The following is a 17,931-nucleotide window of genomic DNA, read 5'->3' on the forward strand; positions in this document are numbered from 1 at the left end:
GCCTTTTCCTGAGAGGCGATGCGCATCGCCTCGCAGGAAAAGGCAAGGCTCGAGGGCGAACGCAAGGCCGTGCAGCCGGCGCCGAAGGTGGCGCGTGCGCCGCTACCGGAGGCTCGCGACAATCCGCCGCCGGCCAAGCCGAAGTCCAATCCGTTCACGATCGACAATCTGCTGAAATCGCTGCAGTAGGCAGTAGTCAGTAGGCAGCTTTTCCCGTCCTGAGATACTCTCAGAGAACGAGCAGTTCGGCGCCGTCGGTGACGTAGCGGGCGTGGCGGAAATCTCGGACGGTCAAGAGTTTGCCGTCCTGCCAGGCCAGCAGGATGAAATAGGATGGCCGCGCCGCCGGATCATCGCCATCGCGGACGAGGACTGCCGGCCTGTCTTCGACGAAGCCCGGCACGAAACGCCAATCCTTCACCTGGGAATAGTTATGGAAGTAGGTGGCCACTTCCTTGCGGCCATTCAGCCGCGCCCTGGCCACCAGTTCCAGCCGCACTTCGTCGGCCAGCATGTCGCGCACCGCGTCGAAGTCGCGGGCGTTGAAGCGATCGATGTAAGCATCAAGCAGCAGACGCTCTGCGCCGCTCAATCTTGGAACAGGGCGGTCGTCCGGTTCGTCCGCAAGATCGCGCAGCCGATGACGACCACGATGCAGCGCCGCCTTGACGGCGGGAATGCTCGCGTCGAGCATGGCGCCGATCTCCTGCAGCGAATAGCCCAGAACGTCCATCATGATGACGCTGCTTCGCTGCGCGACAGGGAGGCGCATGAAGGTATGCAGGCCGGCCGCGGCGGCCTGACGGTCGACGGTAGGATTTGCCGGGTCGACGATCATGTCCGGGTCCTCATCGGAAAAGGACTTTTCACGGGCTCGCCGGCGCAGGAAGTCCAGTGCCGCATTGTGGGCGGTGCGGAACAGCCAGCCCTCCGGGTTGGCGATCGGTCCGGCATCGGGCAGCGCCTCGAACGCCTTGGTCAGGGCTTCCTGCAGCACGTCCTCACCGTCGATGACCGAGCCCGTCATTCGGGCGCAGTAGCGGTGCAGCTTGGGGCGCATCTCACCGAACAGGCGGTCAAAAGGCTCGCGGATCTCGCCAGGAATGTTCATGCGCCTCTGTTCGCCGTTACGGGTCGAGCATACGGTAGCTGCCGACCACAGTCATTTCCTCGCGGTGCGGACGCTCGATCAAGCGATCCCTGATGCCATTCTGAAAGGCCTCGAATGCCGCCAGCCCGGTGATGATGTCGGCATGGGCCTCGGTTTCCGTCTCGACCAGATGGACAAAGGTTCCGTCTTCGGACCGCCACGTCATGTAGCGAACGCCGTCCGGCGATTTTTCCCGCAACTCCTGGAACACGGCCTTGACCAGCCGTTCATTCTCGTCGGTCCGTTCCGGTTTCGTCTTGTAACGTATCAGGTGGCGTTTCATCGCAATTGTTCCTCTTCGTTGCCTTGCGCTCATGTCCGAGACGTTGCGGCGAAGCCAAAGGATTCGGGGTGCCGGGATAATTGTTCGATGCGCTTCACGCATGGTCCCGATCGAGCAGGCGCCGCAGCATCGGTTCGATGCGTGACAGCTCGTCGAGATGTGCCGCCGACAGCTCGGCCAGACAATCGTCGGCGCGCTCGGTCAGCTGCAGCAGCACGCGGCGGTGGTCGTCCTTGTCCTGATCCCTTGCGACCAGCCCTGCCTCGCTGAGACGGTTCACCAGCTCGACAGCGCTATGGTGGCGGATGCGCAGGCGCTCCGCCAGGTCGCCAACCGTCACCGGAACGCCACCGGGAAATCCCTTGATCGCCAGCAGGGCCTGATGCTGGCGCGGGGTCAGGCCGGCGTCCTCCGCCTGGATCTGGCTGAATTCGAGGAAGCGCCGGATCAGGTAGCGAAACTCGGACAGCCGCTGGTAGTCGGCTTGGCTGATGGCAGGGCGTGATTTCCTAGGCTGCGGCATATCAGACATTTGTTCGTTTTCCGACGAAAGCTCAAACGGATTTTGGGCGAAATCGGCTTGAACAGATATATCGTGTTACGATACATAGCCATCGACAAACCCGGCTGGCCTTATCGGCCGTGCCGCATATCCGACATACGGCCCGCCGCCAGGAAGCAAATTTGCCATGAAGACGCATCACTCAAACCCGGAGCATCTGCGTGATTTCACCACGGATGCCAGGGTGCTGCTTGTCGCAGCCATTGCCGTGGTGGTGGCGACAGCGGGGCTGTTTGCCGGCATCGCGCTGTTGAAGTTGATCCGGCTTGCCACCAACATCGCCTATTTCGGTCAGTTCACGCTCGCCGATCTGAAACTCGAGGACACACCGCTTGGTCTTGCCTCCGTCATCGTCCCGGTGATCGGTGCACTGATCATCGGCCTGATGGCGCGCTATGGCAGCGAGAAGATTCGCGGGCACGGCATCCCCGAGGCCATTGAGGCGATCCTGCTCGGACGTTCCAGGCTCGATGCCAAGGTAGCGATCCTGAAGCCGCTGTCGTCGGCGATCTCGATCGGCTCCGGCGGACCGTTCGGCGCCGAGGGCCCGATCATCATGACCGGCGGCGCGATCGGCTCGCTGATCGCGCAGATGCTGCCGGTCAGCGACAACGAACGCAAGACGCTGCTGGTAGCCGGTGCGGCGGCGGGCATGACCACGGTCTTCGGGACACCGATCGCCGCCATCATGCTGGCGGTCGAATTGCTGCTCTTCGAATGGACCCCGCGCAGCTTCATTCCCGTGGCGGTGGCGGCGATCATTGCCGAGGTCGAGCGCACCATGCTGCATCTGCCCGGACCGATCTTTCCGTTTCAGGGCGGTATGGATGTGTCCTTTGTCGGCCTAGCCGGCTGGGTCGCGATCGGGGTTGCGGCCGGCCTGTTGTCGGGACTGCTGACGCAGATGGTCTATGCCTGTGAGGACGGTTTTCAGAAGCTACCGATCCACTGGATGTGGTGGCCGATGCTGGGTGGCCTGGTGGTCGGCATAGGCGGGCTGATCGAGCCGCAGGCACTCGGCGTCGGCTATGACAACATCGCCAATATGCTGGACGGCCGCACGATCGCGACCGCGGCACTGCTCCTGCTGGTGGTCAAGGCCATCATCTGGTCGGTTGCGCTCGGCTCGGGGACATCCGGAGGCGTGCTGGCGCCGCTCTTGATCATGGGCGGGGCGATGGGGGCGGTGCTCGCCGGCGTTCTGCCTGCCGCGGATCCGGGTGTCTGGGCGCTGCTCGCAATGGCCGCCACCATGGGCGGCACGATGCGGGCGCCGCTGACCGCGACCTTCTTTGCCGTCGAACTGACCGGCAACACGCATATGCTGGTGCCGCTGATCACGGCTTGCGCCGCAGCGCACGCCGTTACCGTGCTCCTGATGAAGCGGTCGATCCTGACCGAGAAGATCGCCAGAAGGGGACATCATCTGGTTCGCGAATACCGCGTCGATCCCTTCGCCTTGACCAGGGTGCGCGAGGTGATGACCTCGGAGGTCGAAAGCGTGCCGGCGACGATGACGCTGCATGGCGCAGCAGCCTTCCTGACCGCACCGGAAACACGGCATCCGAGTTTTCCGGTGGTCGACGAGAACGGGCATGTGCTAGGTCTCATCGACCCACCGGCGATCCTGCGCTGGCGACGCGCCGGCACGCACCGCACCACGACGCTTGGCGAGTTGCTGGCTGGCAGCAAGGTGACGCTGGCCTATCCGGATGAGTATCTGGAAGGCCTTTCCGACAAGCTGCTGATGGCCAACGTGTCCCATCTGCCCGTCGTCACCCGCGAAGGCCTGCGACTGGTCGGCTATGTCGGCTGGAAGGATCTGATGCGCGTGCGGTCAAGGAGGCAGGCCGAGGAACGCGATCGCTCGACAATGCTCGGCTTCGGCACAAGACGCAGCAAAAAGGAAGCGGCGATCAAGGGCCTCTAGGAACTCGTTCCGCGCTTCGCCCACTCAAGGACATGGAGCCTCAGCGCCGAGGACAGGTTGGTGTCCCGCTGCCGCGTCTCATCGACTTCGGCGACGAGAGCGGCGAGCGTCAATTGCCGCGCGGCAGCGATCGCGACGAGGTCGTCGTAGAACGGCTTTTCGAGCGAGTAGCTGGTGCGGTGGCCCCGAATGGTCACCGAGCGCTTTTCGACCGCGCTCACGGCAGAGCGCTCATTGTTCGTTTTCGCCGCCGGATGGCTCGCGGCGGTGACCAGCGACGAAGTTCTCGGCCTTGTCGGCGATCAGGCGGTCGCGTTGCTTCTCACCTTTGGAACGGCCATGCAAGGCCCGGTTCTGTTCGGCGACGCGCACCTTTTCGTCCCGCGCCTTCTGCTTGCGGGCCTGGCGGAGATTGACGATGTCGGCCATGGCGCGAGCTGTGGCTACTTTTTGCGGAAGGCGTCGAGCGAGACCACTTCGGCGCCCTTGGTGGCGGCATCCGCCGCTGCCGGCTTCTTCTCCGCCTCGGCGGCGGCCTTCTTCTCGGCCTTCGGCTTTTTCTCGGAGACGATGGTCAGCGGCTCCGAAGTTGGCGCAGCCGGTTCCTCGGCTGCCGCCTCATCCGTCTTGACGTCGAATTCGAGTTCGAAATTGACCGAGGGATCATAGAAGCCGCGTACGGCCGAGAATGGAATTTCGAGCTTTTCCGGCACGTCGGAGAAGGACAGCCCGACCTCGAAGCCGGTGTCTGTCACCTTCAGGTCCCAATACTGGAACTGGATGACGATGGTCATCTGCTCGGGATAGCGCTCGCGCAGCCGCGAAGACACGCGAACGCCCGGCGCGCCGGTCAGGAAGGTGATGAAGAAGTGGTGGTTGCCGGGGAGGCCGGTGCGCGCGACTTCGGCCAGGACCTTGCGCATGACGCCGCGCAACGCCTCCTGGGCCAGAATGTCGTAGCGGATGTGGTCGTCGGCCATGTGGCGGTCGGGTTCCGTTGAATCGTCCGCATAGCTGTAATCAAGCTTGAGCGCGGCGTAAACCGCATATAGATCACCCTCGCGCGGAAGCGAAGACTATTGCCAGCGATTTGATCGCTCAGGCGCTGGCGAGCGCGCTTTGTTTTTCCGCTGGGGTTGCGGAGCGGCGCTTGCCAAAGGCGCGCAGGAAGGTGCGCACGCCATTCGTCGCGGATTGCACCACCTCGTCCTCGCGTGGCGAGCCGCCAAGCATGAAGGTGGTCTGCAGTTCGGCATTGACGAGACCAAGAAACTGACGTGCCGCCACATCGGGGTCCTCGATCGTGAGATAGCCGCCATAGGCGAGGCGGGCGAAGCGGGCGGCGATCGCCGGCCATGTCCTGCCCGGGCCCTGTTCGCGCCACTCCGCAAACAGTTCGGGATAGCGCTCGCCTTCGGTCTGGATCAGCTTGCGCAGGAATTTTCCGTCACGGTTGCAGATGCAGTTCTGGTTCAGGCGCACGGCAAAGCCGATCAGATCCGCTTCGAGATCCTTGGGCTGGTCGGGGAAGGTGGCAATGGTGGCGAAGATGCCGGCATTGCAGCGTTCGGTCAGATCGCGAACCACCGCGACGAACAATTTCTCCTTGTCGCCATGATGGTTGTAGATGGTCTGGCGCGAGACGCCGGCTTCGGCAGCGATCAGATCGATGTTGGCGCCGGCGAAACCTTCGCGGCAAAACACGGCAGCTGCGGAATCGACGATCGACAGGCGCTTGGCCTCATGGCCGCGTGGCGGGAAAGTGTCAGGAGAAACGTGCAGCTTCATAGAAATCTATATAGAGGTGATTGACGAATTAGACAAGAGTGTCTAAATTTGTGGACACGAGATAAAGAGATTTCGCTCGAGAGAGACGAATGGAATTCACTCTTGAGGTGTCGGAATCTCATGGGATGGAACGTCCTAGGTTAGACGTCGCCCGGCGGCGGCAAACCAGATTTGAAAGAAGCCTTTATCATGAGTCCTAAATTCCTCCGCATCGCGGTCGTGCTCGGCCTGTTGTCCGCCATCGGCCCGTTCGCCATCGACATGTATCTGCCTGCGTTGCCGTCAATCGGCGCGGACCTGCACGCCAGCACCGCCGCCGTGCAGATGAGCCTGTTGATTTTCTTCCTGTCGATGGGCTTCGGCCAGATCGTCGTCGGGCCGATCTCCGACATGGTCGGCCGCAAGCTGCCGCTTTATGGCGGCCTTGCGCTGTTCATGGTTGGCGGCATCGGTTCGGCAATGGCGCCGACCATCGAATGGCTGATCGCTTTCCGCTTCCTGCAAGGGCTTGGCGCCAGCGCCGGAATGGCCGTTCCGCGCGCCATCGTGCGCGACTTGCACACCGGCAATGAGGCCGCCAAGCTGATGTCGTTGCTGATGCTGGTGTTTTCGGTGTCGCCGATCCTGGCGCCGCTGACCGGCAGCCAGATCATCGAGAATTTCGGCTGGCGCGCCGTGTTCTGGACGGTGACGGGTGCGGCACTGCTGGCCACCATCCTTCTGGCAACCTCCCTCAAGGAGACGCGGCCGGCGGAAGAACGCGTCGGTTCCTCCTTCGGCACCGCGCTTGCCGGCTACCGCTTCCTGATGGGCGACCGCAACTTCCTTGGCCTTGTGGCGATCGCCGGTTTCGGCATTGCGAGCTTCTTCGTCTATCTGTCGAGTTCGTCCTTCATCCTGATCGACCATTACGGGCTGTCGCCTTCGGTCTACAGCGTGTTCTTCTCGATCAACGCGGTGGCGTTCATCGGCATGTCGCAGCTGACGGGATTGCTGGCCGAGCGTTTCGGGCTGCGACGCGTGGTGCGCGTCGCGGTAACCGGCTATGCCTCGACGATGGTGGTGCTGCTGGCGATCATGGCGACGGGCGTCGACAGGCTCGATGTGATGGCGGCCCTGCTGTTCGTCGGCTACGGCTTCCTCGGCCTGGTCATCCCGACCACTTCGGTGCTGGCGATGGAAGAACATGGCGAGATCGCCGGCACGGCTTCGGCGCTGATGGGCACGCTGCACTTCGCCATCGGCGCACTCGCCATGGGCGTCGCCGGGGTGTTCTTCGACGGCACGCCGCTGCCGATGGTGGCCGGCATCACGCTCTGCGCGGTGATTTCGTTCACGCTGGCCAAGGTCACGCTCGGCCGTTCGCGCGAGGCTGTTGAGGCGCCGGCGGAATAAGCATTCGCCATCCCAGACAAAAGGCCGGGTTCTCCCCGGCCTTTTTCATATCAATCCTGTCTCGGCCAGTACGAAACGCAGCCGGGTCTCGACCGGCGCCAGGGGCAACGGTACCAGCTCGTAGCCCAGTCCCATATAGGCGCCGGCCAGCGCATGATAGGTGCGCTCGGCCTCGTCAAGCGTCTGCTTGCGTTCTTTATCCTGCTCGAAAATGTCAGGCCAGGGCGGGGCGACGAAGACGCGGGGGTTGTAGCGGAAACGTTTCGCCGCGGAGCTGACATGCTGGGGCACCGGCAGGCCGCTCAACTTGAGATAGCCAAGCGTGTCCGGCACGCCGCGATCGAAGAAAACAGGGCGCCCGGTCTGTTCTTGCGCAATTTGATACGAGCGCATCTCCCACGACAGCATCAGTTCGGCAAACAGTGCACGATCGTGCCAGGGTAAAGCGGGTCCGCCTATATCCGACTGATCGCGAATGATGCCGCGGCCGGCTTCGACGGAGGTGGCGAAGCCTGCCCGGCGCAGGGCTTCGATCAGGCTGGTCTTGCCGGAGCCGGGACCGCCGGTCAGCACGAAGAATCGATCGGAAACGTTTTGCATGTTTCGTCCATGGAGAGGCGCGCGGTGCCGCGCCTTGGCGGCTGACAGGTCACACAAGGATTTGCCTAATGGGAACTGCCGTTGCGCGTGACGCATATCGAAGGAGGAGGGGGGAGAAGTGGAGGTTTCTGTTGCCAGGTACCTCCGAACCCCGCCTAGAAGTGCGAACCTCTAGGGCTTGAATTGAAGCTATCGCACCGCTTACGCGGCGAGACGTGCTTCCGCATAGTTGTCATTTGCAACTACAGGTTTAGCCCGATGACGGTGGTACCATGCCGGGCAAAAGTACGATCTTTACACCTTCGTCGATCCTATTTCGCCCCCAGCAAAAACCGCTCTGTCGCCGACAGCGGCTTTTGGTGGAGGCGCCGGGTACCGCCCCCGGGTCCGAACGGCTTATTTCATCGCCCATTTATCGCCATAGTCGGTCAAGCCGACAGACTGAATATAGGGTGCCATCGCAAGAAATGGAAGGCCGCGCTGGCACTTTGTCTGCGTGTCAAAACCACATCTCCAAAGGGTTGACTTGGGCGCGGTCTCAACCGAAGCTTTGCTACGGTGAGGAGTAACCGACCTAGCGCACAAGTTGCGGCAGCGCGCCACAGCCCTCATCGATCGGATCCGTGGCGCCGACGAGGGGAATTTTGATGGCCGACTATCTTGCAGACGTGAAGAAATACGACGCTGGCGCCAGTGCGGATGCGGTCGAAAAGATCGTAAAGCATCTGGGCATCGCGCTCAGGAACCGCGATTCCTCGCTGGTGTCCTGCACCGACCCGAAGGAACTCGAGCGCGTCAGGACCAACTGGGTCGCCAAGAAACTCGGCATCGCCGATGCCGGCAAGGCCGATGCCGCCATCGAAAAGACCTGCAAGGCAATGTCTGCCGACAACACCAAGAGCCGGGTGACTTTTTACTACCTCGTCGCGAAGGACCTGGGCAAGCTCGGCTCCCTCTGACGATCGCGCGTCAATTTGCGGAGGCTGGCGCGGTTTATGCGCTATGCGCCAGCCGATGATGTTGTTGGGGACGGGTGACTTTCGAGCAGGGTTTGCGCTGCTTTGTGGTGTTCGGCCGCCTGTCCGTCAGCTATGATGGCTGGACAAACGAATCGAGCCGGAACCGATGCGCCAGTATCTCGACCTCCTGCAGCATGTGCTGAACAACGGTGCCGATCGCGGCGACCGCACCGGCACCGGAACACGCTCAGTCTTTGGCTACCAGATGCGTTTCGACCTGACGCGCGGCTTCCCTGTCACCACCACCAAGAAGCTGCATCTCAAGTCGATCATCCATGAACTTCTGTGGTTCCTGGCCGGCGACACCAACATCAAATACCTCACCGACCATGGCGTTTCGATCTGGGACGAATGGGCCGACGAGAATGGCGATCTCGGCCCGGTCTACGGCAAGCAATGGCGCTCCTGGCCGGACGGCCATGGCGGTTCGATCGACCAGATTGCAAATCTTCTCAGGGAGATACGCAAAAACCCTCAATCGCGGCGACTGATCGTTTCGGCCTGGAATCCGGCCGAGGTGGAAGGGATGGCGCTGCCGCCCTGCCACTGTCTTTTCCAGTTTTACGTCTCGGAAGGCCGGCTTTCCTGCCAACTCTACCAGCGTTCGGCCGACATCTTCCTCGGCGTGCCGTTCAACATCGCGTCCTACGCCTTGCTGACGCTGATGGTGGCGCAGGTGACCGGGCTGAAGCCTGGCGATTTCGTTCATACGCTCGGTGACGCGCATCTCTATTCCAACCATTTCGAGCAGGCGCGCGAACAGCTGCGGCGCACGCCGAGGGCGCTGCCGACGATGTGGATCAATCCGGAGGTGAAGGACCTCTTCGCCTTCCGCTTCGAGGATTTCCGGCTAGAAAACTACATCGCCGACGCAAGCATCAAGGCGCCGATCGCCGTCTGAGCCCCTGCGCCTTACTCAACCCTGAAATCAGGCGCCGATCAGTCAGTCGATCCCGACCATCACATCCGAGGCCTTGACCACTGCATAGGCCTGCTTGCCTTTTTCCAGCTTGGGATCGGCGAGGCCTCTTGGTCATCGAGGCGGCGACGACGGCGCTGGCCGATGTCGATCCGGACGTGCGAAGTGGTGGCTCCAGGCCTTCCCTTGTTATATCCATGCGGATATATCGGTTGGCGGGCTTCTAGGCGATCGGGTTCGAACCAGGGAGAGTTTCCATGACGCGCAAAGGTTTTGGATCGAGGGCGATCGCCATTGGCGGTTTAGCGGCGACGTTGATGGCGGCAGTGCCGGCAGCACACGCGGAAGACAAGGTCTTGGTGTTTGCCGCCGCCAGCCTCAAGGATGCGCTCGATGCGGTGAACAAGGCCTGCGAGGCCGATGTCGGCGAGGCAGCGACCGTCTCCTATGCCGCAAGCTCGGCGCTGGCCAAGCAGATCGAGGGCGGGGCACCGGCCGACGTCTTCATCTCGGCCGACCTCGACTGGATGAAATATCTCTCCGACAAGAAGCTCACCAAGCCGGACACCGAAGTGAAGCTGCTCGGCAACGAGATCGTGCTGGTGGCGCCGAAGGACTCGGTGGTTGAAACCAAGATCGAGAAAGGTTTTGACCTCGCCAAGCTGATCGGCGACGGCAGGCTCGCCATGGGCGACTTCAAGGCGGTGCCGGCCGGCAAATACGGCAAGGCCGCGCTTGAATCGCTCGGCGTCTGGTCCTCGGTCGAGGGCAAGGTGGCGCAGGCCGAGAATGTCCGTGCGGCGCTCAAGCTGGTTTCAACAGGTGAGGCCGCCCTCGGCATCGTCTACGCCACCGACGCGCATGCCGAAAAGGGCGTCAAGGTGATCGGCACCTTTCCTGAGGATTCGCATCCGCCGATCATCTATCCGGTTGCCCAGACCGCCGATTCGAAGGACAAGGATACGCCGGCTTTCCTGAAATGCCTGCAGTCGGCAAAGGCCGGCGCGCTGTTCAAGGATCAGGGTTTTACCGTGCTCGCGCCGAGCAACTGAGTTCCAAGGGGCTTCATCTCGCACTATGAACTGGCTGCTGGACCTCACTCCCGACGAATGGAATGCGGTCCGGCTGTCGATCAAGGTGGCAACGGTGGCGATGCTCGCCAGCCTGCCGCCAGGCATACTGATCGCGCTGCTGCTTGCCCGAGGACAGTTCTGGGGCAAGACCCTTCTCAATGGGCTGGTGCATCTGCCGCTGATCCTGCCGCCCGTGGTGACCGGTTATCTGCTGCTGCTCACCTTCGGCCGGCGTGGCCCGGCCGGCGCCTTCCTGGCCGAGCATTTCGGCATTGTTTTCTCCTTCCGCTGGACGGGTGCGGCACTGGCCTGCGGCGTCATGGGTTTTCCCCTGATGGTGCGGGCGATCCGGCTGTCGATCGAGGCGGTGGACCGCAAGATGGAGGCGGCGGCGGGAACGCTCGGCGCCAATCCTCTGTGGGTCTTCGCAACCATCACTTTGCCGCTGATCCTGCCTGGGCTGATCGCCGGCGCCATCCTGGCCTTCGCCAAGGCGATGGGCGAGTTCGGCGCGACCATCACCTTCGTCTCCAACATTCCCAACGAGACGCAGACATTGCCGTCGGCGATCTACACTTTCACGCAGGTACCCGGTGGCGATGAAGGGGCGCTCCGTCTGACATTGATTTCCATCGTCATTTCCATGGCAGCACTGGTTGCTTCGGAAGTGTTGGCGCGGCGTGTCGGCCGGCGGATGGACATCGAATGAGCGTTCTCGTCGACATCAGCCATCGGCTGGGCGGTTTCGCCGTCGACGCCCGCTTCAAAAGTGCCGGGCGGCTGACGGCGCTGTTCGGACCCTCGGGGTCAGGCAAGACGACGCTGATCAACATGATCGCCGGGCTGATCCGGCCCGACAAGGGACGCATCGAAGTCGACGGCCGCGTGCTGGTCGATACGAGTGCTGGCATTTTCGTGCCGAAGTACAAGCGCCGCATCGGGATGGTGTTCCAGGATGCGCGGCTGTTTCCGCATATGAGTGTTGCCGGCAATCTGCGTTACGGCCGCTGGTTCACGCCGCCAGCGGAGCGCTATGCTGATATGGATGCAGTTGTCGACCTGCTCGGCATCGGCCCGCTCATGGACAGGCGACCGGCGAAGCTGTCGGGCGGCGAAAAGCAGCGCGTGGCGATCGGCCGGGCGTTGCTGGCCAGCCCACGATTGCTGCTCATGGACGAACCGCTGGCCTCGCTCGACGAGGCGCGCAAGGCCGAAATCCTGCCCTATGTCGAACGGCTGCGCGACGAGACGAAAATCCCGATCGTCTATGTCAGCCATTCCGTCGCCGAGGTGGCGCGGCTGGCCAGCGACGTGGTGATGCTGGCGCAAGGCCATGTCATCACCAGCGGACCGACCGAGGCGGTGATGCAAAGGCTCGACCTGCTGCCGGCGGAGGAGCGCGGCGAGGGCGGCGCCGTGCTGGACACCGAGGTGCTGCGTCACGACGAGACTTTCGACATGACCGTGCTCGGCTCGGCCGCCGGTGAGATCCGGGTGCCGCGGCTGGCGATGAAGACAGGCGCGAGGGTGCGCATCCGTATCCGTGCCCGAGATGTGATGATTGCCACCGAACATCCGGCAGGCCTCAGCGCGCTCAACATCCTGGCGGGAACCATTACCGCGATAAGCCCCGGTGAGGGCCCGGCGGTCGAGGTCGGTATCGACTGCAACGGCGCAACCGTGCTTGCCCGCATCACCGAACAGTCGCGGCAGACGCTGAAGCTTCATCTCGGCGGCAAGGTTTTCGCGGTGGTCAAGACCGTGAGCTTCGACAGGGCCAACACCGGCGTCGGGCTGCCCGCCGAGGCGGGTGGATGATCATCGCTATGTCTTTTTGGAATAGCGGTTTCGCCGGAAAGTCTCTAGTATGGGATCGGGCGTGACCGCGGAGGAGCAAAAATGCCGTCGCTGAGCTTGCGGATAAATCTCGATCCCGACGGGCGCATCGGACCGGGCAAGATCGACCTCCTGGAGCAGATCGCCGCCTTCGGCTCGATCTCGGCCGCCGCGCGCGGCATGGAAATGTCCTACAAGCACGCCTGGGACCTGGTCGAGGACATGAACCGGGTGTTCGGCAAGCCGCTGGTGGCGGCACAGACTGGTGGCCGCAAGGGCGGCGGCGCGCAACTGACGGCCGCGGGTCTCGCCGTGGTCAGCCGCTTCCGCGCCATCGAGCGTGCGGCGGCTGCAGCGGCCGCGACGCATATGGAGGCGTTACAGGCGGAAATTGATGCCGGGTGAGGGGAAGGCAGTAGGGCCTAGTCCTGTTCACCAGGCTTGCGCAGCAGGTAGGTGTCCATGATCCAGCCCTTTTTCCGGCGGGCCTCTTCACGGGTTCTCTCAATCTCGGCACCGACATCACCGAGACGGCCCGAGATGACGATCTCGTCCGGCGTACCGAGATAGGCACCCCAATGGATGACGACATCTTTGTCGTCCAGCGTGTTGAAGGCACATTTGCCGTCGAGCAGGACGACGGTGCTGCCGGCATTGTCGGCCAGGCCTTCCCGCGTCAGGCGCCGACCGGTGGTGATCAGCACCGAATCGCCGATCCTGTTCAGCGCCATCTTATGGCTGGCGGCGAGCGCCTGGACAGCGGTGATGCCGGGTATGACCTCCAGCTCGAACGCGACATTGCCTCTCAGGCGCACGCGCTCGAGGATGCGCAAGGCGCTGTCATAGAGCGAGGGATCGCCCCAGATCAGGAAGGCGCCGCAGCCATCCCCGGCGATCTCATCGCGGATCAGGCTCTCGTAGATGGCGGCGATGGCTTCATGCCAATCATCGACGGTCGAGCGATAGGACGGCGCCGGCCCATCTTCTACTGGCCCATCTTCTACTGGCAGGTCGCGCACCGGCACGTCGAATTCGACGCGGCGTGACTTCGGGTTGGTGACGAAGCGGTCGCAGATCTGGCGGCGCAGCTCGACAAGGTCATTCTTCCTTGCGCCCTTGTCGGGAATAAACAGGACGTCCGCCCGGTTCAGGCCGTCTATCGCCTGAATGGTCATATGGTCGGGATTGCCGGCGCCGATGCCGATGACGAGAAGCTTGCGCATGGAGCGAACTCTTGCCCGATCGGAACCTGTTAGTCCAGACCGTTTGGGCTTACCCGCGGATACGGAAGGGCTTTGAAACGCTACGGTGAAACGGCTAGGGTCTGTGAGCATTCCAGCCGAGGAGGCTTTCATGTTGCGATATGTTCTGACTGCTGCGCTGGCCCTGCTGGCTGCGCCCGCATTCGCCAATGATTCGATTGCCGAACTTGGCACCGGCGGCCTGATCCTGTCGCGTAGCGATGCCGTGGCGATGCAAAGCGAGGATCTCTTCATCTCGCCGGAAAAGGTCACGGTCGACTACGTCTTCCACAACAACACCGATCGGGATGTCGACGCCATCGTCGCCTTCCCGATGCCCGACATCGAAGGCGATCCTGAAGAGAGGCCGGCACTTCCCAACGACCAGAGCGATAATTTCCTCGGCTTTGAGGTGACGGTCGATGGCGCACCGGCAAAGCCGCAGCTTGAGCAGAAGGTGTTCGCGCTCGGCATCGACATCGGCGCCGATCTGCAGGCGCAGAATGTGCCATTCTATCCTTTCGGCGATGCGGCGAAGGCGGCGCTGGCCAAGCTGCCTCAAGCGGTTACCGATGACTGGGTCAACCGCGGCATCATCATCGAAGACACCGGCAGCGACGGTACGGAGGCGAAGAAGGTCTACACGCCATTCTGGCAATTGCGTTCGACCTATTGGTGGCGCTCGACGTTTCCGGCCAACAAAGACGTTCGCGTTTCCCACCGCTACAAGCCGAGCGTCGGCGGCACGTCTTCGGTGAGCTTCTTCTACGACGGCAAGTTCCAGGGGCAGTACGCGACCTACAAGACCCGCTATTGCATGGACGACACATTCGAGAATGCAGTGCGCAAGGCAGCCAAGGACGATCCCGACGGCTATTCTAGATATTATGAAAGCCGGATCGCCTACATTCTGACCACAGGCGGCAACTGGGCGGCGGGTACGATCGGCAAGTTCAAGCTGACGGTCGACAAGGGCAATCCGAAGACCCTGGTTTCGTTCTGCGGCGACAATGTCAAAAAGGTCGGGCCGACGACATTCGAGATGACGGCGCAGGATTTCTATCCCGAGCACGACATCGACATCCTGCTGCTGGTGCCGTCTGACGGAAATGGGGAAAATGCCAACTGATGCACGTCGCAATCTACGTCGCCATTGCAGAAAACGGAGTCATCGGGCGGGACGGAGGGTTGCCCTGGCGGCTGTCCACCGATCTCAAGCGCTTCAAGGCCGATACGATGGGCAAACCCATCATCATGGGTCGCAAGACCTATGAAGGCATCGGCCGACCGCTGCCGGGCCGGTTGAACATAGTGGTCACCCGCGACAAGGCCTGGCGCGCCGAGGGCGTCGAGGTCGCGCATTCGCTCGAGGCCGCGATCCATCTGGCAACGGTGCGCGGACGCGGCATGGTCGGTGTGGACGAGGTCTGCATCATCGGCGGCGGCGAAATCTATGCCCAGGCGCTGCCGCTGGCCGACCGGCTGCATGTCACCCATATACTAGCAACGGTCGACGGCGATGCGCATTTCCCGCCGATCGATCCGGATTCCTGGCGCGTCGTCAGCTCACAGGAGGTTCCGGCCGGGGAAAAGGACAGCCACGCGACGCGCTATTCGGTTTACGAGCGCCGCCTCGCGAGACATTGAACGACAAAAAAGGGCATTGGAAGGAAGACAAAGGGTCGCGAACGGACCAAATCGGACGAACTCGGCAACGCATCGCGTTGAAAGCGCCTCGTGGCGTCCCTATAGAAGAACAACACTGGATTTTGCGCCGTAATACCGGCGCTTGAGGGAATTCCAAGCGAAAGGACATTCATGCCCTGGAACGACAAAAGCGGCGGTGGCGGCGGCCCATGGGGCGGCGGCGGCAACAATCAGGGACCCTGGGGGCAGGGACCCAAGGGTCCGAGCGGCCCACAGGGCTCGCCTCCCGATCTTGAGGACATCATCCGCCGCGGCCAGGACCGGCTGCGGCGCGCTCTGCCGGGTGGCGGTGGCGCAAGCCCGGCCATTTTCGCGCTGATCGCCGCGGCACTTGTAGTGCTGTGGGCGTTCAAGGCGGTTTACACCGTGCAGCCCGACGAGGTTGCGGTCGAACTGCGCTTCGGCAAGCCGAAGACCGAGCTGTCGCAGCCCGGCCTGCATTTCCATTGGTGGCCGCTTGAAACCGTCGAAACGGCCAAGATTTCCGAGCAGCTCGTCGACATTGGCGGCGGTGGCGCGACGAGTGGCAACACGTCCGGGCTGATGCTTACCGGCGACCAGAACATCGTCAACGTCCAGTTCTCGGTGGCCTATCAGGTCTCCGACCCGAGCGCGTATCTGTTCGACGTGTCCGATCCCGATGGCATGCTGCGGCAGGTTGCCGAAAGCGCCATGCGTGAAGCCGTCGGTCGCCGGCCGGCGCAGGACATCTTCCGCGACGACCGCCAGGGCATTGCCGCCTCGGTGCGTGAAATCATCCAGACGACGCTGGACGGCTACAAGGCCGGTCTCAACGTCAACGCCGTCTCGATCGAGGATGCGGCACCGCCACGCGAAGTGGCCGATGCGTTCGACGAGGTGCAGCGCGCCGAGCAGGACGAAGACAAATTCGTCGAGCAGGCCAACCAGTACTCCAACCAGAAGCTCGGCCAGGCGCGCGGCGAGGCCGCACAGGTCCGCGAAGACGCGGCCGCCTACAAGAACCGGGTCGTGCAGGAAGCCGAAGGTGAGGCGCAGCGCTTCATCTCGGTCTATGACGAATATGCCAAGGCGCCCGATGTGACACGCAAGCGCCTCTACCTGGAAACCATGGAGAGGGTTCTGAAGGATTCTAGCAAGGTCATCGTCGAGCAGGGCAACGGGCAAGGGGTCCTTCCCTATCTGCCGCTGCCGGCATTGCAGCCGAAAGCGCCGGCACCGACCGCCCCTGGTGGCGTTACGGGAGGTAACCAGTGATGGCCAACCGTCTTCCCATCATCGTCGTCGCAGCAGTGGTCATCCTGTTCCTGCTCTATTCGTCGGTCTTCGTGGTCAATGCGCGCCAGCAGGCGCTGGTGCTCAGGTTCGGCGAGATCGTCGACGTCAAGAGCGAGCCCGGCATCTACTTCAAGGCGCCGTTCTCGTTCTTCGACGCCGATACGGTGCAACTGATCGAGAACCGGGTGCTGCGCTTCGATCTCGACAACATCCGCGTCCAGGTGTCGGGCGGCAAGTTCTATGAGGTCGACGCCTTCATCGCCTATCGCATCTCGGATCCACGGGTCTTCCGCTCCGCCGTGTCCGGTCAGATCGAACTGGCCGAAGCGCGGCTCAGGACGCGTCTCGACGCTGCCTTGCGCCGCGTCTACGGTCTGCGCGATTTCGAGGCTGCACTGTCCGAACAGCGCGCCGTGATGATGCGCGAAGTCCGCGATCAGCTCAGGCCCGACGCCACGTCGCTCGGCCTGCAGATCGAGGATGTTCGTATCCGCCGCACCGATCTTACGGCCGAGGTTTCACAGCAGACCTTCGACCGCATGAAGGCGGAACGCCTGGCAGAAGCTGCACGGTTGAGGGCACGCGGCAATGAAGCGGCACAACGCATTACGGCCCGCGCCGATCGCGAAGTGGTCGAGATCGTTGCCGAAGCGCAGAAAGAGTCGGAAATCCTGCGCGGCGAGGGCGAAGCCCAGCGCAGTGCCACCTTCGCGGAAGCGTATCAGCGCGATCCGGCCTTCTTCGACTTCTACCGGTCGATGAATGCGTATGGCACGGCACTGGACAACACCGGAACGACGATGGTGCTGTCGCCAAACTCGGAGTTCTTCCGCTTCTTCCGCAATCCCGACGGCAGCGAGGCGCCGGCCCCAACCGCTCCGGCGACGGCACCTGCCGCGCCGGCGGCACAGCCAAGCACCGGCCAGTAGCGGCCGGTGCAGGATTTTCTTGCCGCCATGGGCCTCGTCCTTGTCATAGAAGGTCTGGTCTATGGCGGCTTTCCCGGCCTTGCCAGGAAGCTTGCCACCGAAGTGCTGTCGCTGCCCGAGAACGCGTTGCGGATTGCCGGGCTGGCGGCGATCGCCATCGGCGTCGGCATCGTCTGGCTGGTACGAGGTACATGACGACGGCGAGCTTCGATCCCTGGATACGTGCTTCGATCCGGAATACG

23 protein-coding genes, 1 other RNA gene and 1 pseudogene are annotated in these 17,931 nt (G+C 62.7%); 14 read left to right on the forward strand and 11 right to left on the reverse strand.

The features are described 5' to 3' along the window. Positions 1 to 18 precede the first annotated feature (18 nt). The gene (locus NKJ06_RS03890) at positions 19 to 189 is read left to right on the forward strand and encodes a hypothetical protein (protein ID WP_352809167.1); all 171 of its coding nucleotides are present in this window, start codon (positions 19 to 21) and stop codon (positions 187 to 189) included. A gap of 40 nt (positions 190 to 229) precedes the next feature. Here the strand turns inward: NKJ06_RS03890 and NKJ06_RS03895 are convergent, their stop codons facing one another. From NKJ06_RS03895 to NKJ06_RS03905, 3 genes are all read right to left on the reverse strand, one after another. After that, on the reverse strand, positions 230 to 1,111 hold the full coding sequence (locus tag NKJ06_RS03895; RefSeq protein WP_352809169.1) for a sigma-70 family RNA polymerase sigma factor: 882 nt from the start codon (positions 1,109 to 1,111) through the stop codon (positions 230 to 232). 16 nt (positions 1,112 to 1,127) lie between these two features. Further along, entirely contained in the window at positions 1,128 to 1,433 is a 306-nt protein-coding gene (locus tag NKJ06_RS03900) for a hypothetical protein (RefSeq protein WP_352809170.1), read from the reverse strand. Between the two features lie 94 nt (positions 1,434 to 1,527). Beyond that, entirely contained in the window at positions 1,528 to 1,965 is a 438-nt protein-coding gene (locus NKJ06_RS03905; protein ID WP_352633651.1) for a MarR family winged helix-turn-helix transcriptional regulator, read from the reverse strand. Positions 1,966 to 2,122: 157 nt separating this feature from the next. Here NKJ06_RS03905 and NKJ06_RS03910 point away from each other — a divergent pair, with 157 nt between their 5' ends. Then, positions 2,123 to 3,925, forward strand: coding sequence for a chloride channel protein (locus NKJ06_RS03910; protein WP_352633652.1), 1,803 nt, complete (start codon positions 2,123 to 2,125; stop codon positions 3,923 to 3,925). Here NKJ06_RS03910 and NKJ06_RS03915 read toward each other — a convergent pair. From NKJ06_RS03915 to NKJ06_RS03930, 4 genes are all read right to left on the reverse strand, one after another. After that, a complete protein-coding gene (locus NKJ06_RS03915; RefSeq protein ID WP_352633654.1) occupies positions 3,922 to 4,146 on the reverse strand; it encodes a ribbon-helix-helix domain-containing protein in 225 nt (74 codons plus the stop codon). The genes NKJ06_RS03910 and NKJ06_RS03915 overlap by 4 nt on opposite strands. Before the next feature lie 10 nt (positions 4,147 to 4,156). Next, positions 4,157 to 4,354 carry a DUF4169 family protein gene (locus NKJ06_RS03920; protein WP_352633656.1) on the reverse strand — a complete coding sequence of 66 codons (198 nt, stop codon included), beginning with the start codon at positions 4,352 to 4,354 and terminating at the stop codon, positions 4,157 to 4,159. Between the two features lie 14 nt (positions 4,355 to 4,368). Next, a complete protein-coding gene (locus NKJ06_RS03925; protein ID WP_352633658.1) occupies positions 4,369 to 4,905 on the reverse strand; it encodes an SspB family protein in 537 nt (178 codons plus the stop codon). A gap of 118 nt (positions 4,906 to 5,023) precedes the next feature. Next, positions 5,024 to 5,713: a TetR/AcrR family transcriptional regulator gene (locus tag NKJ06_RS03930; protein ID WP_352633660.1), complete on the reverse strand. Its 690-nt coding sequence runs from the start codon at positions 5,711 to 5,713 to the stop codon at positions 5,024 to 5,026. A 189-nt stretch (positions 5,714 to 5,902) separates the two neighbouring features. On the opposite strand from NKJ06_RS03930, the gene NKJ06_RS03935 reads away from it, so the two are divergent. Next, on the forward strand, positions 5,903 to 7,108 hold the full coding sequence (locus NKJ06_RS03935) for a multidrug effflux MFS transporter (protein WP_352633662.1): 1,206 nt from the start codon (positions 5,903 to 5,905) through the stop codon (positions 7,106 to 7,108). 45 nt (positions 7,109 to 7,153) lie between these two features. Here the strand turns inward: NKJ06_RS03935 and NKJ06_RS03940 are convergent, their stop codons facing one another. Beyond that, on the reverse strand, positions 7,154 to 7,708 hold the full coding sequence (locus tag NKJ06_RS03940) for an AAA family ATPase (RefSeq protein WP_352633663.1): 555 nt from the start codon (positions 7,706 to 7,708) through the stop codon (positions 7,154 to 7,156). A 117-nt stretch (positions 7,709 to 7,825) separates the two neighbouring features. Beyond that, positions 7,826 to 8,185, reverse strand: a transfer-messenger RNA (tmRNA) gene (gene ssrA / locus NKJ06_RS03945). A 170-nt stretch (positions 8,186 to 8,355) separates the two neighbouring features. On the opposite strand from ssrA, the gene NKJ06_RS03950 reads away from it, so the two are divergent. Together NKJ06_RS03950 and NKJ06_RS03955 are read left to right on the forward strand one after the other, a co-directional pair. Continuing rightward, entirely contained in the window at positions 8,356 to 8,667 is a 312-nt protein-coding gene (locus NKJ06_RS03950) for a DUF2853 family protein (RefSeq protein WP_352633665.1), read from the forward strand. 166 nt (positions 8,668 to 8,833) lie between these two features. Beyond that, positions 8,834 to 9,628 carry a thymidylate synthase gene (locus NKJ06_RS03955; RefSeq protein ID WP_352633667.1) on the forward strand — a complete coding sequence of 265 codons (795 nt, stop codon included), beginning with the start codon at positions 8,834 to 8,836 and terminating at the stop codon, positions 9,626 to 9,628. Between the two features lie 42 nt (positions 9,629 to 9,670). Here NKJ06_RS03955 and NKJ06_RS35785 read toward each other — a convergent pair. Then, positions 9,671 to 9,822, reverse strand: a pseudogene (locus NKJ06_RS35785) (TOBE domain-containing protein); the annotation flags it as partial. Between the two features lie 81 nt (positions 9,823 to 9,903). Between NKJ06_RS35785 and modA the strand changes: the two are divergent. The 4 genes from modA (at position 9,904) to NKJ06_RS03975 (ending at position 12,960) form a co-directional block, all read left to right on the forward strand. Then, positions 9,904 to 10,698: a molybdate ABC transporter substrate-binding protein gene (gene modA / locus NKJ06_RS03960; protein ID WP_352633668.1), complete on the forward strand. Its 795-nt coding sequence runs from the start codon at positions 9,904 to 9,906 to the stop codon at positions 10,696 to 10,698. A gap of 25 nt (positions 10,699 to 10,723) precedes the next feature. Then, complete coding sequence (modB, locus tag NKJ06_RS03965; protein ID WP_292190770.1) at positions 10,724 to 11,428, forward strand: molybdate ABC transporter permease subunit; 705 nt, start codon at positions 10,724 to 10,726, stop codon at positions 11,426 to 11,428. Then, entirely contained in the window at positions 11,425 to 12,537 is a 1,113-nt protein-coding gene (gene modC, locus NKJ06_RS03970; protein WP_352633670.1) for a molybdenum ABC transporter ATP-binding protein, read from the forward strand. The genes modB and modC overlap by 4 nt, the downstream gene beginning before the upstream one ends. Before the next feature lie 81 nt (positions 12,538 to 12,618). Continuing rightward, positions 12,619 to 12,960 carry a winged helix-turn-helix domain-containing protein gene (locus tag NKJ06_RS03975; protein WP_352633672.1) on the forward strand — a complete coding sequence of 114 codons (342 nt, stop codon included), beginning with the start codon at positions 12,619 to 12,621 and terminating at the stop codon, positions 12,958 to 12,960. 17 nt (positions 12,961 to 12,977) lie between these two features. Here the strand turns inward: NKJ06_RS03975 and cobF are convergent, their stop codons facing one another. Further along, positions 12,978 to 13,778, reverse strand: coding sequence for a precorrin-6A synthase (deacetylating) (cobF, locus tag NKJ06_RS03980; RefSeq protein ID WP_352633673.1), 801 nt, complete (start codon positions 13,776 to 13,778; stop codon positions 12,978 to 12,980). A 130-nt stretch (positions 13,779 to 13,908) separates the two neighbouring features. Between cobF and NKJ06_RS03985 the strand changes: the two genes are divergently transcribed. The 5 genes from NKJ06_RS03985 to NKJ06_RS04005 all read left to right on the forward strand — a co-directional run bounded on the left by NKJ06_RS03985 (position 13,909) and on the right by NKJ06_RS04005 (position 17,884). Next, positions 13,909 to 14,925, forward strand: a complete 1,017-nt coding sequence (locus NKJ06_RS03985) for a DUF4424 domain-containing protein (RefSeq protein ID WP_352809176.1) — start codon at positions 13,909 to 13,911, stop codon at positions 14,923 to 14,925. Continuing rightward, entirely contained in the window at positions 14,925 to 15,443 is a 519-nt protein-coding gene (locus tag NKJ06_RS03990) for a dihydrofolate reductase (RefSeq protein WP_352809177.1), read from the forward strand. The genes NKJ06_RS03985 and NKJ06_RS03990 overlap by 1 nt, the downstream gene beginning before the upstream one ends. Positions 15,444 to 15,614: 171 nt before the next feature. Continuing rightward, positions 15,615 to 16,739, forward strand: a complete 1,125-nt coding sequence (gene hflK / locus NKJ06_RS03995) for an FtsH protease activity modulator HflK (RefSeq protein ID WP_352633678.1) — start codon at positions 15,615 to 15,617, stop codon at positions 16,737 to 16,739. Further along, complete coding sequence (hflC, locus tag NKJ06_RS04000; RefSeq protein ID WP_352809179.1) at positions 16,739 to 17,689, forward strand: protease modulator HflC; 951 nt, start codon at positions 16,739 to 16,741, stop codon at positions 17,687 to 17,689. Before hflK ends, hflC begins: the two co-directional genes overlap by 1 nt. 6 nt (positions 17,690 to 17,695) lie before the next feature. Then, a complete protein-coding gene (locus NKJ06_RS04005) occupies positions 17,696 to 17,884 on the forward strand; it encodes a DUF2065 domain-containing protein (protein ID WP_352809181.1) in 189 nt (62 codons plus the stop codon). The last annotated feature ends 47 nt before the right edge of the window (positions 17,885 to 17,931 follow it).

This window comes from Mesorhizobium sp. M0293, assembly GCF_040321735.1.
Taxonomy (GTDB): domain Bacteria; phylum Pseudomonadota; class Alphaproteobacteria; order Rhizobiales; family Rhizobiaceae; genus Mesorhizobium.